This window comes from Bacillus stercoris, from assembly GCF_029772985.1.
In the GTDB taxonomy this organism is placed as follows: Bacteria; Bacillota; Bacilli; order Bacillales; family Bacillaceae; genus Bacillus; species Bacillus stercoris.
Genome location: NZ_CP121861.1, coordinates 2,920,660 through 2,938,819 on the forward strand (window position 1 = coordinate 2,920,660; position 18,160 = coordinate 2,938,819).

The 18,160-nt window shown below is 42.2% G+C and carries 18 protein-coding genes and 1 riboswitch; of the genes, 7 read left to right on the forward strand and 11 right to left on the reverse strand.

The features are described 5' to 3' along the window. Positions 1-61 precede the first annotated feature (61 nt). Positions 62-1,255, forward strand: coding sequence for an S-methyl-5-thioribose kinase (gene mtnK, locus QA442_RS15180; protein ID WP_040083311.1), 1,194 nt, complete (start codon positions 62-64; stop codon positions 1,253-1,255). A gap of 7 nt (positions 1,256-1,262) precedes the next feature. Next, positions 1,263-2,324: an S-methyl-5-thioribose-1-phosphate isomerase gene (mtnA, locus tag QA442_RS15185; RefSeq protein WP_095431436.1), complete on the forward strand. Its 1,062-nt coding sequence runs from the start codon at positions 1,263-1,265 to the stop codon at positions 2,322-2,324. 33 nt (positions 2,325-2,357) lie between these two features. Here mtnA and QA442_RS15190 read toward each other — a convergent pair whose 3' ends face one another. The 3 genes from QA442_RS15190 to kinE all read right to left on the reverse strand — a co-directional run bounded on the left by QA442_RS15190 (position 2,358) and on the right by kinE (position 5,283). Then, positions 2,358-2,483, reverse strand: coding sequence for a hypothetical protein (locus QA442_RS15190; protein WP_014663738.1), 126 nt, complete (start codon positions 2,481-2,483; stop codon positions 2,358-2,360). A gap of 89 nt (positions 2,484-2,572) precedes the next feature. Continuing rightward, positions 2,573-3,070: a methylated-DNA--[protein]-cysteine S-methyltransferase gene (locus QA442_RS15195; protein WP_095431437.1), complete on the reverse strand. Its 498-nt coding sequence runs from the start codon at positions 3,068-3,070 to the stop codon at positions 2,573-2,575. Beyond that, positions 3,067-5,283 carry a sporulation two-component system sensor histidine kinase KinE gene (gene kinE / locus QA442_RS15200; RefSeq protein WP_095431438.1) on the reverse strand — a complete coding sequence of 739 codons (2,217 nt, stop codon included), beginning with the start codon at positions 5,281-5,283 and terminating at the stop codon, positions 3,067-3,069. Before kinE ends, QA442_RS15195 begins: the two co-directional genes overlap by 4 nt. A 252-nt stretch (positions 5,284-5,535) precedes the next feature. Here kinE and QA442_RS15205 point away from each other — a divergent pair, with 252 nt between their 5' ends. Further along, complete coding sequence (locus QA442_RS15205) at positions 5,536-6,558, forward strand: acyltransferase family protein (RefSeq protein WP_040083314.1); 1,023 nt, start codon at positions 5,536-5,538, stop codon at positions 6,556-6,558. A gap of 41 nt (positions 6,559-6,599) precedes the next feature. Here the strand turns inward: QA442_RS15205 and QA442_RS15210 are convergent, their stop codons facing one another. The 4 genes from QA442_RS15210 to htpX form a co-directional block, all read right to left on the reverse strand. Further along, positions 6,600-6,782 (reverse strand): hypothetical protein, encoded by a 183-nt coding sequence (locus QA442_RS15210; RefSeq protein WP_041521312.1) that lies wholly within the window; start codon positions 6,780-6,782, stop codon positions 6,600-6,602. Between the two features lie 2 nt (positions 6,783-6,784). Continuing rightward, the gene (locus QA442_RS15215; RefSeq protein ID WP_014663734.1) at positions 6,785-6,940 is read right to left on the reverse strand and encodes a hypothetical protein; all 156 of its coding nucleotides are present in this window, start codon (positions 6,938-6,940) and stop codon (positions 6,785-6,787) included. Positions 6,941-7,090: 150 nt separating this feature from the next. After that, positions 7,091-8,440: a Ktr system potassium transporter KtrD gene (ktrD, locus tag QA442_RS15220; RefSeq protein WP_071580608.1), complete on the reverse strand. Its 1,350-nt coding sequence runs from the start codon at positions 8,438-8,440 to the stop codon at positions 7,091-7,093. Between the two features lie 173 nt (positions 8,441-8,613). Then, complete coding sequence (gene htpX / locus QA442_RS15225) at positions 8,614-9,510, reverse strand: protease HtpX (protein WP_095431439.1); 897 nt, start codon at positions 9,508-9,510, stop codon at positions 8,614-8,616. A 171-nt stretch (positions 9,511-9,681) separates the two neighbouring features. Here htpX and htpK point away from each other — a divergent pair, with 171 nt between their 5' ends. Together htpK and sspD are read left to right on the forward strand one after the other, a co-directional pair. Continuing rightward, positions 9,682-10,383, forward strand: a complete 702-nt coding sequence (gene htpK, locus QA442_RS15230) for a transcriptional regulator HtpK (protein WP_095431440.1) — start codon at positions 9,682-9,684, stop codon at positions 10,381-10,383. A gap of 130 nt (positions 10,384-10,513) precedes the next feature. After that, positions 10,514-10,708 carry an acid-soluble spore protein SspD gene (gene sspD / locus QA442_RS15235; protein WP_003218568.1) on the forward strand — a complete coding sequence of 65 codons (195 nt, stop codon included), beginning with the start codon at positions 10,514-10,516 and terminating at the stop codon, positions 10,706-10,708. A 10-nt stretch (positions 10,709-10,718) separates the two neighbouring features. Here sspD and rsgI read toward each other — a convergent pair whose 3' ends face one another. The 4 genes from rsgI to QA442_RS15255 all read right to left on the reverse strand — a co-directional run bounded on the left by rsgI (position 10,719) and on the right by QA442_RS15255 (position 14,545). Then, positions 10,719-11,864, reverse strand: a complete 1,146-nt coding sequence (gene rsgI / locus QA442_RS15240; RefSeq protein WP_095431441.1) for an anti-sigma-I factor RsgI — start codon at positions 11,862-11,864, stop codon at positions 10,719-10,721. Continuing rightward, the gene (gene sigI, locus QA442_RS15245) at positions 11,861-12,616 is read right to left on the reverse strand and encodes an RNA polymerase sigma factor SigI (RefSeq protein WP_003245855.1); all 756 of its coding nucleotides are present in this window, start codon (positions 12,614-12,616) and stop codon (positions 11,861-11,863) included. Before sigI ends, rsgI begins: the two co-directional genes overlap by 4 nt. A 263-nt stretch (positions 12,617-12,879) precedes the next feature. Next, positions 12,880-13,674 (reverse strand): TerC family protein, encoded by a 795-nt coding sequence (locus tag QA442_RS15250; protein ID WP_251198926.1) that lies wholly within the window; start codon positions 13,672-13,674, stop codon positions 12,880-12,882. A 49-nt stretch (positions 13,675-13,723) separates the two neighbouring features. Then, a riboswitch (yybP-ykoY riboswitch) is annotated at positions 13,724-13,883 on the reverse strand. A gap of 47 nt (positions 13,884-13,930) precedes the next feature. Then, positions 13,931-14,545, reverse strand: coding sequence for a DedA family protein (locus QA442_RS15255; protein WP_069150765.1), 615 nt, complete (start codon positions 14,543-14,545; stop codon positions 13,931-13,933). Between the two features lie 230 nt (positions 14,546-14,775). Between QA442_RS15255 and QA442_RS15260 the strand changes: the two genes are divergently transcribed. Together QA442_RS15260 and ku are read left to right on the forward strand one after the other, a co-directional pair. Continuing rightward, positions 14,776-17,184, forward strand: coding sequence for an EAL domain-containing protein (locus QA442_RS15260; RefSeq protein ID WP_141237712.1), 2,409 nt, complete (start codon positions 14,776-14,778; stop codon positions 17,182-17,184). Positions 17,185-17,272: 88 nt separating this feature from the next. Next, positions 17,273-18,157, forward strand: a complete 885-nt coding sequence (gene ku / locus QA442_RS15265) for a non-homologous end joining protein Ku (protein WP_071580604.1) — start codon at positions 17,273-17,275, stop codon at positions 18,155-18,157. The last annotated feature ends 3 nt before the right edge of the window (positions 18,158-18,160 follow it).

Sequence of the window (18,160 nt, forward strand, 5' to 3'; positions counted from 1 at the left end):
CTGAGAAGGAGGCTTTTTTACGGCCACAAATTAAGTGATTACATAATTGGAGGTTATGATGATGGCAGTCACAAAAACACCTTTATACGAAACGTTAAATGAAAGTTCCGCTGTGGCATTGGCTGTGAAGCTCGGCTTATTTCCAAGCAAAAGCACCCTGACATGTCAGGAGATCGGCGATGGCAACTTAAATTACGTTTTTCATATTTATGATCAAGAACATGACAAAGCATTGATCATTAAACAGGCGGTTCCTTATGCAAAAGTGGTGGGAGAAAGCTGGCCGCTCACAATCGATCGTGCAAGAATCGAAAGCAGCGCTCTCATCCGTCAGGGCGAGCATGTGCCTCACTTGGTTCCAAGAGTGTTTTACTCTGATACGGAAATGGCGGTTACCGTCATGGAGGATCTCTCTCACCTGAAAATCGCAAGAAAAGGACTCATTGAGGGTGAAAATTATCCGCACCTGTCACGGCACATCGGTGAATTTTTAGGAAAAACACTTTTCTACTCATCAGATTACGCGCTTGAACCTAAGGTGAAAAAACAGCTTGTTAAACAGTTTACAAACCCTGAGCTATGCGACATTACGGAAAGACTTGTTTTTACAGATCCTTTCTTCGACCATGACACAAATGATTTTGAAGAAGAGCTTCGTCCTTTTGTCGAGAAGCTTTGGAATAATGACAACGTTAAAATCGAAGCCGCTAAGCTGAAAAAGTCATTTTTAACGTCTGCGGAAACGTTGATTCATGGTGATTTGCATACAGGAAGCATTTTCGCAAGTGAGCACGAAACAAAGGTGATTGATCCTGAGTTTGCTTTTTACGGACCGATCGGCTTTGATGTAGGGCAATTTATCGCCAACTTATTTTTGAACGCACTCAGCCGTGACGGGGCTGACAGAGAGCCGTTATATGAACATGTCAACCAGCTCTGGGAAACGTTTGAAGAGACGTTTAGTGAAGCCTGGCAGAAGGACAGTCTGGATGTTTACGCCAACATCGACGGTTACCTCACTGATACGCTCAGCCATATTTTTGAAGAAGCAATCGGATTTGCGGGCTGTGAGCTGATACGACGCACGATCGGCCTTGCCCATGTAGCTGACCTGGATACGATCGTGCCGTTTGATAAACGAATCGGCAGAAAACGGCTGGCGCTTGAAACCGGCACAGCCTTTATCGAAAAACGTTCGGAATTCAAAACGATAACAGATGTGATTGAATTATTTAAGTTACTTGTAAAGGAATGATCCATTCATGCCCCATTCATTTGCTGTTCCACGTTCTGTTGAATGGAAAGAAACAGCTATTACCATTTTAAATCAGCAAAAGCTTCCTGATGAGACGGAATATTTGGAGCTGACGACGAAAGAGGATGTATTTGATGCGATTGTCACGCTCAAAGTAAGGGGTGCTCCGGCGATCGGCATTACGGCTGCCTTCGGACTAGCGCTTGCTGCCAAAGACATTGAAACAGAGAATGTCACAGAATTCCGACGCAGACTGGAAGACATCAAACAATATTTAAACAGCTCACGGCCTACAGCCATTAATTTGTCATGGGCGCTTGAGAGACTGAGTCATTCGGTCGAAAACGCGATTTCCGTAAATGAAGCAAAAACAAACCTTGTCCATGAAGCAATTCAGATTCAGGTCGAGGATGAGGAAACGTGCCGGTTGATCGGCCAAAACGCCCTGCAGCTTTTCAAAAAAGGCGACAGGATCATGACGATCTGCAATGCCGGCTCAATCGCGACAAGCCGCTATGGAACGGCGCTAGCTCCGTTTTACTTGGCCAAACAAAAAGATTTGGGATTGCACATTTATGCCTGCGAAACAAGGCCTGTCCTGCAAGGATCACGCCTTACTGCTTGGGAGCTGATGCAGGGAGGCATTGATGTCACGCTAATTACAGACAGCATGGCCGCCCATACGATGAAGGAAAAACAAATTTCCGCTGTTATCGTCGGAGCTGACCGAATTGCAAAGAACGGTGATACAGCAAATAAAATCGGCACATACGGCCTTGCTATTTTAGCAAACGCCTTTGATATTCCGTTTTTTGTCGCCGCACCTTTATCTACATTTGATACGAAGGTCAAATGCGGCGCTGATATCCCGATAGAGGTGCGAGATCCCGACGAAGTCAGACAGATTTCCGGAGTACGGACCGCTCCATCAGATGTGCCTGTCTTTAATCCCGCTTTTGACATTACACCTCATGATCTCATTTCAGGAATCATCACAGAAAAAGGGATTATGACCGGTAACTATGCAGAAGAGATTGAACAGTTGTTTAAAGGTGAAAAGGTGCATTAAAAAACCGCTGGACTTTGCTCATGTGGAGCTGAGTCAGCGGTTTTTTTGTTTCTTTTTGTTAACATTGATGATTTCATCTTTTTGAGCGCTTGATATGATATGCAGTTTCACAAACAGTTTGGCAAAAACGGCAATTTTCTCAGAGCGGCTCGGCTTCAATTGCTTTGTCCTCCTTTTTCATCAGACCAACTTTTTTAACTTAATAAAATGATATGTCGGCTGTGAAAAAAGGGAACGTGCCATATGTTTTATTTTTCTTTATAGGAGATTTGCTCGATGTTCAGCAAAAATGCTTTGAGATCCGTTTTGCTTCCGGCGTAGCCTGTTAACGCACTGTTTTTGCCAATCACTCTGTGACACGGAACAAAAATCGGCAGGTCGTTACGTTTATTAGCCTGTCCGACAGCGCGCACCGCCTTCGGACTCCCGACCGCAGCGGCAATATCAGCATAGCTTCGGGATTCACCATATGGGATCCTCTCCAGCGCCTCCCACACTTTTTTCTGAAAAGGTGTGCCCTTTTGGCTGAGCGGCAGGGAGAATGTCTTTCTTTCTCCGGCGAAATATTCATGAAGCTGTTTTTTCGCTTCTGCAAGAAGAGGTGTTTCCTTGTGTTCTGTCTTCTGAACGGTTTCTTTCCAATCCATCCAATCTTCCTGACTGAGAAATAGACGGGTGATCCTGCCCTCCTCTTCGGCAATGATAAATTCACCGAGCGGCGTTTCAGCTGTCATATAGTAATTCACTCATCATTCCTTCTTTCTTCAGCATTCTGTCTGACGGGAAGCGTAATATGAAAAACGGTGCCCTTTCCTTCTTCACTTTCGACCATAATCTCGCCTTGATGTTCTTCAATAATTTTATAGCTTACCATAAGCCCAAGTCCAGTTCCCCGTTCCTTTGTCGTATAAAATGGTTCACCAAGGCGCTTTAATTTATCTTCTGTCATTCCAATCCCCTCGTCTTTTAAGGAGATGAGGACATGATCTTGATCCAGTACCCTTATCGTCACAAAAATGTTTCCGCCGTCAGGCATCACTTCGATGGCGTTTTTTAATATGTTGATAAAAACCTGTTTCAGCTGATTCGGTTCACAGTAGATCGGGGGAATGTCGTCCATTAAATCAAGCTGCATTTGTACATTGCTGAGATTGGCTTGCGCGTTTAGAAGGTCTATCGTGTCTCTCATAATTTGGGTAACATGTTTTTCCTCATACATAATGGCCTGGGGCTTGGCTAAAATCAAGAATTCGGTGATGATGGATTCGATGCGCTTTAGTTCTGAGGTGATCACGTTGAAGTAAAGGGCGTAGTCTCCCTCGACACTTCCTTTCAGGAGCTGAATAAAGCCTTTAAGAGCGGTCATCGGATTTCTGATTTCATGGGCAATGCCGGCTGCGAGTTCGCCGACAACATGAAGGGTATCTGATTTGCGCAGGCGTTCCTCCAATTCTTTTCGCTCTGTAACGTCTTTAAAGATAGCCAAGTTCATATTTTGAATAATATTCCGTTTAAATGAGAATTCGAGTTTTCGATTGTCACTGCAGCTTAGCAAAAATGGAATTTCGTTGTCCATTTCATCAAAATTAATCTGCCTTGCCGGTGATGCCAGATTTTCTATTTCATAAGCAGAAATAATATCTAGCAGGCTGTGCTGTTTGATCTCTTCATGTGACAGGCCCAAAATATGGCTTGCTAATGGGTTGGCGTCGATAATCCTGTATTGATTGTCGAACAATACATTGCCGTCCATTGAGCCGTTGAACACTTTTCTGAATTTCAGCTCGCTTTCCCGAAGCTCCTTCTCCATCCGCTTTCTGTCGCTGACATTTCTTAAGATCGTCAAATGCTGGTTTTCAAGTATGGTCCGCTTTGAAGTGAATTCGAGCTCTTTGAACTGTCCATTCCCCATTTGAAACAGCAGCTCTTCTCTGATCTCTCCGTACTTTGCATATTTCCTTTTCGTTATGCTGTATTTCTGCTGCGAGTCGACGAGAAAATCACACAGCTTTCTTTTCAACAGCAAGTTCATCGGCAGCTCAAAGATTTTGCAGGCTGATTGATTCGCCTTAACGATTCTTCCGTCATTCGACCAAATGATGATGGCGTCCATCGCATTTTCAAAGATTTCTCTGAATCGCTCCTCACTTTTAAAGAGCTGAAGCTCCATAGACCGCTTCTCTGTGATATCCCTCATAATGGACATATAAAAACCGCTGATGATGTTTGATGTAATCGTAAATTCAAATAGCTTTTGGACTCCTGAACGAAGCTTGACAGGCAGCTCCCCCTTCGCTTTTCCCTTGCGGTTGAGCGCCTTCCAGATATTGTCGAAATCTTTTCTTGAGCCGCTGTCTATGAACTCATACAACGATAAATGAGACAGCTCATTATGATTGATTTCAAAGCTTTTACAAAAGGACAAATTGGCATCAATAAAACCGCCATCTTTATCAAACAGGACGATTCCATCAACCGCTCTGTCAAACAAGTCCTTAAAAAGCTGTTCATTCATAGAGAATTCCCGCTCCAAAATCTTCTTAGAAGATATGTCTCTCATGACAACAAAAAAGAAATCCTCGCCAATGCCTCTTTTGGCCAGAAATTCTATGTATTTTGTCGCCCCGCAATCAAGCCTGATCGGGACCTCCTTCCACAGAAAGCCTTTTTTAAAAAACTTCTTTACGGCAAGATTCAGTTCATCCTTTGGGATTGAAAACAAAAAATCCAAAACAGAACGCTCTTTTAAATCTTCCGAATCAACTTGAAGCATCCTTTCTGTTGCTTCATTCGCCTTAACGATTCGCATTTCGTTATCACAAATAAAAATAGCATCGAGCGTATTGTTGACAATCACTTGATGCTGATTCAATTCCTTTTTCAGTCGCGCGTTTTCTTCTTTGAGGCGATTCAGTTCCTCTCGCAGCTCCGAGTTTGTCTGGACATCAAGAGTTTCCATGCATGTACACTCCTTCTTCAAAACCTATCCCTCAATATTTCTACAAAACGCGGGAACTTCCTTCATTTGCCCTATAAATTTCAGAAAATTTCAGCGCCATTACATTCCGAAGACATTTTCTACGATCCTTACCGCGACTTTACATCGTCCTAACAATCAGCATTTTTTTAGATTCCTTTTTCATCTTTTATTTTAAAATATGTACCAGCAGGGAATAATCTCTTAGTGACTGATGAAAGAGAAGGTGATGCTATGAGTAAATCGCGGGACAGTTATTTCGATAACGCAAAATTTTTATTGATATTCCTTGTTGTATTCGGTCATATTCTTCGTTCATTTATTAATGATAATCACTTTATGCTCTACCTCTACAAGTTCATTTACACATTCCATATGCCTGCATTTATTCTTGTATCCGGTTATTTCGCAAAAGGCTTTAAACGGGCGGGATATGTAAAAAAGCTGGCGGCCAAGCTGATTATTCCGTATTTGATTTTCCAAATCATTTATTCCGTCTTTTATTACATTATGCAAGATGAAAGCATGGCAAATGTGAACCCGATTGACCCGCAATGGTCGTTATGGTTTCTTGTAAGCTTATTCTTTTGGAACCTGCTTCTATATCCTTTTTCAAAGCTTTCAAAGCTGGGGGCGCTGTTTGTCAGCTGCGGATTCGCCGTGCTGATCGGTTATCTGGACTTTGTCAGCAGCACGCTGAGTTTGTCACGGACATTCGTATTCTTACCGATGTTCCTTGTCGGTTTTTATTTAAATAAACACCATTTTGATTTATTGAGATCAAAACGAGGCAAACAAATTGCGCTCGGGGTGCTTGCCGCCGTATTCGTCATCTGCTGGGGCATCGATTTTGACTATTCATTTCTGTTTGGTTCAAAACCGTATTCGTCATTTGGAGACGTTACCCTTGTAAGCGGACTATCCCGAATCGGCTGGTATGTACTCGCCTTTGCGGCAACCTTTAGCTTTTTAGCGCTCGTTCCGCAAAAACGGTATTTCTTTACCAAATGGGGGACCCGGACATTTTACGTGTATTTGCTTCACGGGTTTATTATTAAAACGTTGCGGCAGGTCGGTCTTGAGGATTGGCTTACTGACTATCAAAGCTTAGTGATCCTCTTGCTTTTAACAGCAGCACTGACATCAGTACTCTCCAGCAACTTTGTTAAGACAGTCGCTCAGCCTTTCATTGAGCTGAGGATGACCAGCTTATTGCAATTTGTCAGAGGAACGGGCAAAAATGCTTATTTAAAATAGAAAAGCACCTCTTAAGCGGGACACCGCCTAAGAGGTCTTTTTTATTTCTGTTTATTATTTTTGTTTTTTTCATTTTTCTTTTCAGGCTTTGTGACTTCCAGCGTTTCGATGATCTTTCCGGCATTATAATCCCCAAATTCACTTGAGAATTCTTCCTCCAGCACCTTCTTATTCATAGGCTTTTTATGATTTTGCATATCTCTGCTATGACGGTGTTTCTTCACAATCACATGCCTCCCTGCTTACCCTGTTTGGAATTGCGGTTTGCCCCTCTAAAATTGGGGTCGTCATGATATTGTGTCTTATATGAATTTGGGTCCATGCTCTCGGTAGGTGTATTGTTATTTTTAATGGCTTCATTTACTTCAGCTTTACGCTTCATTCGAATCCTCCTCGCCAGTTTTCACACATTTCGGCTATAGATGCAGGGGCATTAAACTGCACCTGTCGAAGTTAGGTTCTCCAACTGAACAGGAGGCACACATCTTTTTTTTGGCAATCAAAAAACACCGCTGAATTGGCGGTGTTTTGTCTATCCGATAATCACTCTTTCCTTCGGATAATGATAATTCGCTTCAATTTCCTTTCTACCGATCAGATACAGGAAGGTCAGGATGCCGATTCGCCCGATAAACATAACAATCATAATGACGCATTTTCCAACACTGCTCAAATCAGCCGTAATTCCAAGTGACAGACCGGTTGTACCAAATGCCGAGCACACTTCAAACAAAAGCTCCAGCAGGGAATGCTTTTCTGTAATGGTCAGAATGAGTGTCGCGCCAAAAACGAGCAAGATCGCCATCATTGTGACAACAAGCGACTTCATCAGATCAGCAGGGTGCAGCTCCCGTTTGAATACCTTTACGGACTTATTACCGCGGGCGAAATGAAACAGCGCAAGAAGGTTCAAGGCAAAAGTCGTTGTCCGTATGCCTCCCCCGACTGAACTTGGCGACGCTCCGATAAACATCAGCGCACAAATAAAAAAGAGTGTGGGATCTGATAATTGGCTGATATCGATTGTGGCAAGACCCCCACTTCGGGTTGCCGTTGATTGAAACAGGGACAGAAACAAAATATCATGCCATGATTTTCCTGCGAACGCATGGTTTGCTTCCAGGGCAAAGATGCCTATGGCTCCAAACAAGACAAGCGAGCCGAACGTAATCGTTGTGATCTTCGTAAAAAGCGTAAATGGATAACGGCGATGCTTTGAAAACAGGAAATCCTTTACTTCAACCAGCACAGGAAATCCAATCGCTCCAAATATAATTAAAAGCATTGTAATAAACTGCACAAAGTAATCGTGACGAAATGGAATCATCGAATTACCGGTAATATCAAATCCGCCATTTGTCGTTGCGCTGATACTGGCAAAAAACCCGTGTAAATAAGCTTCCTGAAAGGAATCATAGTAGGTTAAGAAATAAGTGCCGAGTATAAGCCCGCCAAAAAATTCAATCCACAAGATCAGAAAAAGAACCTGCTTCATCAGATTGACAATCCCGGAAAACTGGGATTGATTTTGGTCAACCATAATCAATTTCCGTTCTTTCAGCCCGATTCGTTTTCCCATGATCAGCCAAATGAACGTTCCGAGCGTCATAATCCCGATCCCGCCAAATTGCAGAACAAATGCCAATATAAAAATGCCTGTTGTACTGAATGTATCAGCTGTATCAACGACCGTCAGCCCTGTTACGCTGACTGAACTGACGGCGGTAAACAGCGCATCAATGAACGTCCAGTCCGCCCCCGGTTTATGGCCCGCCGGCAAACTCAGCAATATAACGGCCACAGTAACTGCAAGAAAATAATATAATGCGATCAGCTGGGCCGGTGACAGGGCCTGTATCAATTTTCCAAACTTTAATTTCATGTAAAATCCTTCTGCCTCTCTTTTTAAGTACGGTAATTATTCTAAAGATATTAGGTCCATTTTTAAAGGCTTTTACGTAACATTTTCTTAACTTGCTTATTTTTTTATGTTTTTAATCAATGGATAAAATAAAAAAACCTCTGAGAATTTCCTCAGAGGAACAATGTGTTGTATTACTTAGCTTCCAGCCGTCTGATACGCTCATCTAAATCAGGGTGAGTAGAGAAAAGTGAAGAGCGCTTCTTGCCATTGATCTTTAACGTTTGGACAGCTGTCTGATCGTCTTCCATCATTCGGGAAGAGTAGCCTTTAAGCGTCCGAAGCGCATGAATCATCTTATCCTTGCCGGCAAGATCCGCTCCTCCCCTGTCAGCATGGAATTCACGATGGCGTGAATACGCAAACACAACCAGGCTGCCAAGTATCGAAAAGATAATCTGAAAGACAATCATTGCAATAAAATGTACGATCGGCGCTAGATCTTCTTTGACAAAACGGCTTGCAATCCAAGCGGCGATGCGTGATAGAAAGACGACAAAGGTATTGACGATACCTTGTAAAAGCGTCATTGTTACCATATCACCATTAGCGATATGCGCGACCTCGTGGGCAAGCACTCCTTCGACCGCCGCATCATCCATCTGCTCCAAGAGCCCAGACGATACTGCGACAAGAGAACGGCGTTTAGACGGTCCAGTCGCAAACGCGTTTACTTCAGGTGAACGGTAAATCCCGACTTCCGGCATTTTCGTTAACCCTGCAGAACGGCTTAATCTATGGACACGATCAACCAATTGCTGTTCCTCGTAGCTGAGTGAGTGTTTTTTCGGATTCAGCACTCTCACGCCCATCATCGTCTTTGCCATCCATCTGGACATTGCAAGAGACGTAAAGGAACCGACAAAGCCAACGACTAAACTGAACACAAGAAGCGCCAGTGGATCGATACCGCCATCAGCTGTAAAGTATGTCCCTACTCCGGTAACAGAGCTCAAAATAGACAAAACAATCCCGATTGTTGTAAGCACCAAAATATTCGTTAAAATAAACAGAAAAATTCTTTTCGCCATAACAACCTCCGTTATTTTAAGTTCAAAAGAACCTGTATATTTAAATTATAAAACATCCATTTGAAAATGCAAGGAATTCGACGTATGATGTTAATGTAATTTGCTGACGCTTCAATTTTGAACTTATACATAAACCGCTTATCCGCGTCAAATTGTTTAAAGAGGTGAACAATGAACATTTTTAAACTTTCTCGAACCCATATGGTGCGGCTGCTCTATTCCCTAAAAGGACAAGGAGAACATAGCCCGCTCGACATTCTCGTCCAATCAGCGAACATGTCAGCAGAAAAAGCAGCCAATCATCTTGAAATTCCTGAATTTCTTACAAGATACGAACGAAAAAAACAGAAAAAAGAATACGGCCTCTCTACAAATGAAATCGTAGAGCTCGGCAACTTATGCGAACTGACTTCATTAAAGTCAACCGCGATTCAAAACTGGGTAAAGCGTGATATCAAGGATCTGATCGGACACCCTGAGCTGGGCAAAAAATACTCAGTTGAACAAGCAGTTATTCTTTTAATTGTACGTGATTTAAAATCCATTTATGACTTTGAACACATACGGGCTATTTTAAAAGTGGCCTTTAACACAATCTCAGACAGATCTGATGATGTCATTAGCCCGATTGCTTATTATGAAAGTTGTGCATATGTGCTTGATGCCGTTCATCACCAAGATACTCCTTCTATGAAAGAATCAAATCTGCAGGTGATCGTCGAACAGGAGACAGAACGTCTCCGCTACCGTTTTGAAGAACTGAATGACGGCCAATGGCTTAAAATCAGACAGATTATCGCCATTACAGTCCTCTCCATTTTAACGTTCCATATTCAGGCAACCGCTCATAAAATGACAGCAGACATTTTATAGTCTGCGCACCCCCGGCTCAGAGGCCGGGGGTTTATTTTTCTCCACAACAATTGCCAGCATAAATAATCCCCGTATATTTCAAACTAAATACGCGTTAAGAATTTCTTTATAGAAAAAGGAGATGAAAAAGATGGCGAGCAGAAATAAACTCGTTGTTCCAGGGGTGGAGCAGGCACTAGACCAATTTAAACTCGAAGTGGCTCAAGAATTCGGTGTGAACCTTGGTTCTGATACAGTCGCACGCGCTAACGGCTCTGTAGGCGGAGAAATGACAAAGCGGCTGGTGCAGCAAGCACAATCTCAGTTAAACGGCACAACTAAATAAATTCAGGTCTTTATTCGCCGGGGGCACTCGGCGAATCTTCATTTTGAGCTGAATTATTATCACTGCTGTAGCCGTTTGGATTACGGCGGTCTGAAGCGTTATCCCTTCTGGATGAAGAACGATTCTTGCCTTGTTCACCATTGTTCCAGTCCCTGTGGTATTGGCTTTGACCTTTGTCAGCGCTGTTATTTTCATTTCCTTTATCTTGAGGATCTTGTATTGGGGTTTGCTCATCGTCCCCATCTTTTTCGGTATTTGTGTTTTCATCTGATTCCTTTACATTTTTATCTTTATCACTTTTATCAGTCTGGTAATCCGCTTTATCTTCTTTCTGGTCACCGGAATCCGTATCATTCAACTGTTCATTATCTCCTTGCTTGCTGTCCTGGGAGTCGGTTTGATCGGTGTTTTCACCTTCATTTTCTTCACTCTTTTGATCCTCTTCCCCGGATGGTTTGCTGGAGTCATCTTTTAAATCTTTATTGTTATTCTTTTCATTTGATTTGATGTAGCTGCCTGTTGAAACGCCTTCTTTCTTCGCTTTTTCCCTCGTTTGCATATCAGACTCGAGAGATTCCATGCGGTATGTCGTTTTATATTTTTCAGTCACATCGTTGAGCTGTTTTTTCACAGCTTTTTTATATGTATTGTCTTCCGTATTTTCATAAACAGTGGAAATCAATATTTCTTTCGATTTCTTTACATACCCGTGCTCATTGCAGTCGGTTATAATATCGTCAATCACCTTTTTAAAATCAGTCTTCTCCCAATCATCAATATCATTTACGACCTGCTTTCCCTCATCGTTTAGAGGCGTCAGTTCAATCACTTCATAATCGCTGTTTAACGCCATTTCGACGCTTGGATTGATATCGATTGTCATATACGCATAGGCCTTATTGTTAGAAAAAACGGGGAGAACTATAAAAATAAAAAGCATAATAGCAGTCATCGTAAAAATCCCCATTTTGAAAGGGCGCAGTTTAAAAAAATCAAAAAAGCTGGCCCTTCTGCCCATGCGTGTTTCACTCGGAAGCATGATTTCCTCTCCGATTTCATAGCTGTGGCGATCATTTTTGGCTTTTAAAAATTGTCCGTCAGGGGTCAGCAACGTGACGAATTTTTTATTTTTCTCTACTATAATCCCTCTTCTCATGAGTGCAGCACCCCTTTAAGATAATCTTTTAAATAAATATAATCACCCGTAATAATAATACACATCGCAATAATATATTTTCTGTTTCTCTCAATCGTTTTTCGGCTTACAGAGACAAGCTGCTCCAGCTGTTTCACTGGAAGCTGCTTCTTTGTATACAGAATAGCGGCCAATTCTTCGTGTTCAACAAGCGTCATTGCCACTTTTATAGCATTTTGCCTTGCATCCGTGTGCTTTGGAGAATTTTCAAGCAGTTCTTTAAACGACAAACCATAATCCTTGAGCTGCTTTTGAAAATAGAGGATTTCCTCCCGCCTCTGCTCCTGTTCAATCTGACGGCGGTATTCATCTATGGAAAGCTCGGCTTCAATCAGGCTTTGTGATGACTCCTGATCGTCTCCTTCCTGTAAATCGATATTTATATTTTGTGCGCTTCTGGCTTCTTTTCTAATGTAATCAATGACTTTTCTTTTTATAATAAGCTCAGCAAATGCGAGCAGAGAATTTCCTTTTTCAGGTGAATATTTTTCAATGGCTTCATTAAACGCGATCAGTCCAATACTGAACTCATCGTCTTTTTCATCTATATATCGTTTACAAACGGATGAAACCGTCTTTGCGATAAATGGCTTATATTGCTGTATTAATTCATTTTGCAGATCTTTATTGCCTTTTTGTATACTCTCAACAGCTTTTTCAAGCGTTTGCTTCTTTTTTCCCAATTTAAACAAAAGGCTAAGCACTGGTTTCACCTCAGTTCCTCCCTATAACTACTCATTAATGATAGCTAATTTGATAGGGATTCGCAAAGGAGAAAAAGAAATATTGATTTCCAATGTCTCAATTATGACAAACCATTCTGACGTCCTATACATGATTTCGTGCCTTTCTAAAGAATTAAGGGGGTTTTATGCGTGTTTTTTGTAACAAACCTGTTATAAAAATGTTATTTTATTTCGGGTATGAAAACGCTTCAAACACGAAAAGACTCTGCTTTTAAGCAGAGTCTTTCAGATTACGCCCGTTCCCGAGTGCTGTTTTTTTGTTCGTTTTGTGTGCCCTCCAGCTGTTTTTTCCCACCTGACATAAACCAGCCGCTAACTGCAATTGCCGCTAAGACACCCCAGAATATCAGCTTCCATGCTCCAGAATGGATAAAGTGTTCAGAAACAACCGCTATGTCACGATGGGCAAGCGTATATAAAGCAAGCTTCACTCCGACCCAGCCGACAATCACAAAGGCTGCTGTTTCTAGGCTTGGACGTTCCTTTAATAACTTTACAAACATTGAAGCCGCAAATCGCATGATCACCAGTCCGATGATACCACCGGCCAAAATGATGATAAATTGCCCTCCGTCAAGTCCGCCGATCTGCGGGAGTGATGTCCCAGGGAGCGTAACCGCCAGTGCTACTGCTGCTAAAATAGAATCAACAGCAAACGCGATATCTGCCAGTTCCACTTTTAAAACAGTCGGCCAAAAACCGCTTTTCTTCGTCTCTTTATGCGTGTCTTCTTTCTTAAATACATATCTTTTCAATATGTGGCTTGCTGAGATATACAGCAAATAGATCGCGCCAATCGCTTGAACCTGCCATACGTTGACCAAGAAAGAAATTGCAAATAAAGAGCCAAATCGCAGCACAAAAGCCCCTGCCAATCCATAAAACAACGCTTTTTTTCTTTTTTCCTCCGGCAAATGTTTTACCATGACCGCCATAACCAGTGCGTTATCGGCGGCTAAAATCCCTTCCAGCCCGATCAAGACGAGAAGAACCCAACCATACTCTAATAATAATGCTGCATCCATAAATGATACCCTCCCAAAAAAGTTGTTTTCTTTCTCTTCATCCGATCTTATGCCGGCCGGACCATGCAAAAAAGACCTTTGCCGACATAAGGCAAAGGTCTTGCTAGACATGAATTCAAGCATGCCAACAAAGCCGATGGATACCATCCATGAAATGACGACTTTGTTTCCGGAATATATTCCGGACGCTACTCCCCTTTGGGATTTCAAGAAATATCATTTTATACGTCAATAATATGCGCAGTGCGGTGATTTGTCAACGTTTATTTTTTAAAAATACTGATAAATGTTCGGAGTGCGTGCGTTTCTTCCTCTTTTTCATCAATAAGTAGAGCAGGAACAGCACCAAAATCGCTATCCCGATCGGAAGCATATATTGATCAAGAATAGAGCCGACTTCCTTCCAATTTTCACCGAGCTTCACACCGAGATAAACATATACAAATGTAATCGGAAGCATAGCGATGAATGTATAAAGCGAAAACACCCAAACATTCATTTTTGCAATGCCGCACGGTATGGAGATCAATGTCCTGATGCCAGGCAAAAAACGGCCGCTGAAGGCGACAAAGCCCCCATGTTTTTTAAAAAATTGATCCGACTTATCAAGCGCTTCAGGCTTAATAAAAAGGTACTTCCCAAAACGTTCAAGAAACGGCCTTCCTCCGTACCTTCCTATCCAATACAGCGTAAGCGGACCGGCCACTCCTCCAAGCGTTCCTGCCAAAACAACGCCGGCAAGCGTCATATCGCCTTTCGATACCCAGTAGCCCGCAAGAGGCAGGACGATTTCAGCGGGGATAAACTCAATACTGAGCGCTAGAAATATTCCAAAATAAGATAAGCTTTTAAATGCTTCTATCCATGACATTACCAGCTCTTCGATAGCCTTCAACTCCCCTTTTCCCTATTTATGTATTGTACATTTTATTTTTTCGGAAAACGTCAACATGATTTTAACACATTTTTCACGGTCAGCTGAACTAAAAATAGCTCTCACTCGTATTTCTATCATCTTGAAGGCTGAAAGTCTGGAGTTAAGCAGCCGATAATAAAGAGAGTCAACAAGACTGGAACATCAGATACGGGAGGAATCTCCATTTGGAAATACACGTTACGTATAATACGACGCTCATATATTTATCTATTCTTATTGCCTGTGCCGCCTCATACATTTCCCTTGAACTGTCAAGGAAAGTCACGATCCATACGGGTTTAAAAAGTAAAGTTTGGCTGATTGGCGGCTCACTTATAATGGGATTCGGGATTTGGTCAATGCATTTTGTAGGGATGATGGCCGTCCATATGGAGATGGAAATGCAGTTGGAATATGAATTCATGCCTTTAATGGCATCCATTGGTGCATCTGTTTCTGGATCATTTGTGTCATTATATTTTGTCAGCCGGAACATTCTTACATTTTACAGACTGCTTACCGGATCAGTTGTGCTTGGCGCATCTATTGCTTCTATTCACTATATCGGAATGTCTGCCATTTCCCGGGTAATGATTATATATGAACCGATTTTATTTACAGTTTCAATTATCATTGCGATTGCAGCATCTTTCGTCTCGTTAAAGATATTCTTTGACTTGGCCGCAAAAAAACATTCTGATCATCTTATGTACTATAAAGTCATCAGTTCACTTGTAATGGGTTTAGGGATTTCGGGCATGCATTATACAGGAATGCTTGCCGCAACTTTCCATGAGGACACGGCTCATCCCGGAAGCCATATGGAAGTACATACGTTTCATTGGTCAATTTTTGTTACTTTAATTATTTTTTGTATACAAACATTATTATTATTCAGTTCCCATGCAGACCGAAAGTTTATGAAACAAAGCGAACGCATAAAGGATAACGAACAGAGATTTCAATCTTTAATCAACCACAATATTGACGCCATCTTTATTTTGTCATTAGAAGGCGACATTATATCATCAAATCATGCCGGCGAGGAAATGATCAGCAAATTTGGATTCAGCATGCACGATTGGAGAAATTATACATCCCAGAAGATTAAGCGCCTTTTTGAGCAAGTTAAAAAAGATAAACAAGCGATGAACAGTGATAGCGATCTGATTACTGAAAAAGGCCAGTTTCACTTAAATATTACGCTCATACCTGTTGAGGTCAATCAAGAGCTTGACAGCATTTATGTTATTTGCAAAGACATGACAAAGCAGTACAGAGCAGAGAAAGAAATCCATAGAATGGCTCATTATGATTCGCTTACAGACTTACCTAACAGAAGGCATGCCATCTCTCACCTAACAGAAGTGCTGAATCGCGAGCATACCTTACATTATAACACCGTTGTATTCTTTCTGGACTTAAACCGATTTAAAGTGATTAACGATGCATTAGGGCATAATGTCGGTGATCAACTGCTTCAGCTTGCAGCTAAGCGCCTATCATCTGTAGTTCCTGATAACGGATTTATTGCCCGTCTTGGCGGCGATGAATTTATTATTATATTGACAGACGCCAATACAGGAACAGGCGAGGCAGATGTTTTAGCAAGAAAAATTATCCAAAAATTCGAAAAACCTTTTAAAATCCAAGAGCACACTCTAGTCACCTCTGTCAGTATCGGGATTGCAATATCTCCAAAAGACGGGACGGATGGCCTTGAATTGATGAAAAAGGCTGATATGGCGATGTATGCCGCTAAAGAACCGAACAAAAGCAAATACAGGTACTTTTCTTTTTCAATCGGGAAAAAAGAAACCGTCAAGCTGAATCAAGAGATCGTACTTAGAGAAGCAATTGAAAACGATAGATTTGTCTTATATTATCAGCCGCAATTCAGTGCAAAAAATCAAAAAATGACAGGGGCAGAAGCATTAATACGCCTTGTCACACCCGCCGGGCAGCTGTGCCCACCCGGAGAATTCATCGGTGTCGCAGAAGAAACGGGCCTTATTATTGATATCGGAAAGTGGATTATAGATGAAGCATGCAAACAGGCAAGGGTTTGGCATGACAAAGGCTATGATCTTTCTGTCGCCATCAATATTTCCGCCAAACAGTTTCAATCCGAAGATCTGATTCCCCTCATCAAGGATACGCTGAATAAATACAAGCTTCCTCCGCACCTTCTTGAAGTGGAAGTGACAGAAAGCATGACAATGGACAATCTTGACCACTCCAAAAAGGTTTTGTCATCGCTAACGGAATTAGGAATCAGAATCAGTATTGACGATTTCGGTACTGGCCACAGCTCGCTTAGCTATTTGAAGCACTTTCCGATTCACAGGCTGAAAATTGACAAATCATTTATTGACGATATTCAAACCCATCGTAAATCAGAGCAAATTACAGGGGCTATTATTGCCATGGGCCATCAGCTGTCTTTGCAGGTGATTGCCGAAGGTGTTGAAAATTCAGCACAAAAGCAGCTCCTTTATGAAAAAGGCTGCGACCATTTGCAGGGATTCTTTTTCAGCAGGCCAATACCGCCGGAACAAATCGAACAATTCATTATTGAACAGCCGCCGCAATAATAGCGCGGCTGTTTTTTTCACCCATAAGTTACTACACATGAATCGCCCCCCTCCTCTTCACACTAAAGAAAAAAAGGGGTTTATCGATATGCATACAATGTGGAAGGGATCGATCAGTTTCGGACTAGTAAACATCCCCATCAAGCTATATGCGGCCACAGAAGATAAAGATATTAAGCTGCGCAGCCTCCATAAAGAGGATCACGCACCAATTAAATACGAGAAAGTTTGCACGAATTGCGAAAAAACACTTAGTCCTGATGAAATTGTCAAAGGATATGAATATGTAAAAGGAAAATATGTAGTGCTGACGGACGAAGATTTAAAAAGCTTAAAGCAGGAGCATGAGGAGAAAGCAGTTGAGATTGTTGACTTTGTTCAGCTTCAGGAAATTGATCCGATTTATTTTAACCGCTCCTACTTCGTCGGCCCCGGAGATAACGGGACGAAAGCCTATACCCTGCTGCGTGAGGCGCTGCGTTCAACCGGAAAGATCGGTATCGCCAATATGACAATCAGGTCAAAGCAGCAGCTGGCGATTCTCCGCGTTTATGAAAATTGTATCGTCATGGAGTCCATCCATTATCCGGATGAGGTCAGAAGCGCCGCTCATGTCCCAGGTGTACCTGATCAATCGAATGTAAATGATAAGGAACTGCAAACCGCTATCACATTAATAGATGAACTGACTGCTGAGTTCGAACCTGAAAAATATGAGGACACGTATCGTCAGGCTCTGCTGCAAAGAGTCAATGACAAGCTTGAAAATAAAGAGACAGCCGTCACTCCTGATAAAGCGCCACCGCGTGAAGATGTCATTGACCTGGTAAGCGCACTGCAAGCCAGCATCGACAGAACCAGAAGACCGAACCCCGAGACACCGGCTGCCGCACCTGCACAAGCCGCTGAACCGAAAGGAGCCGGAGATAAAAAACGGAAAACGACTAGAAAAAAAGCCTCCGGCACGTCATAGTCC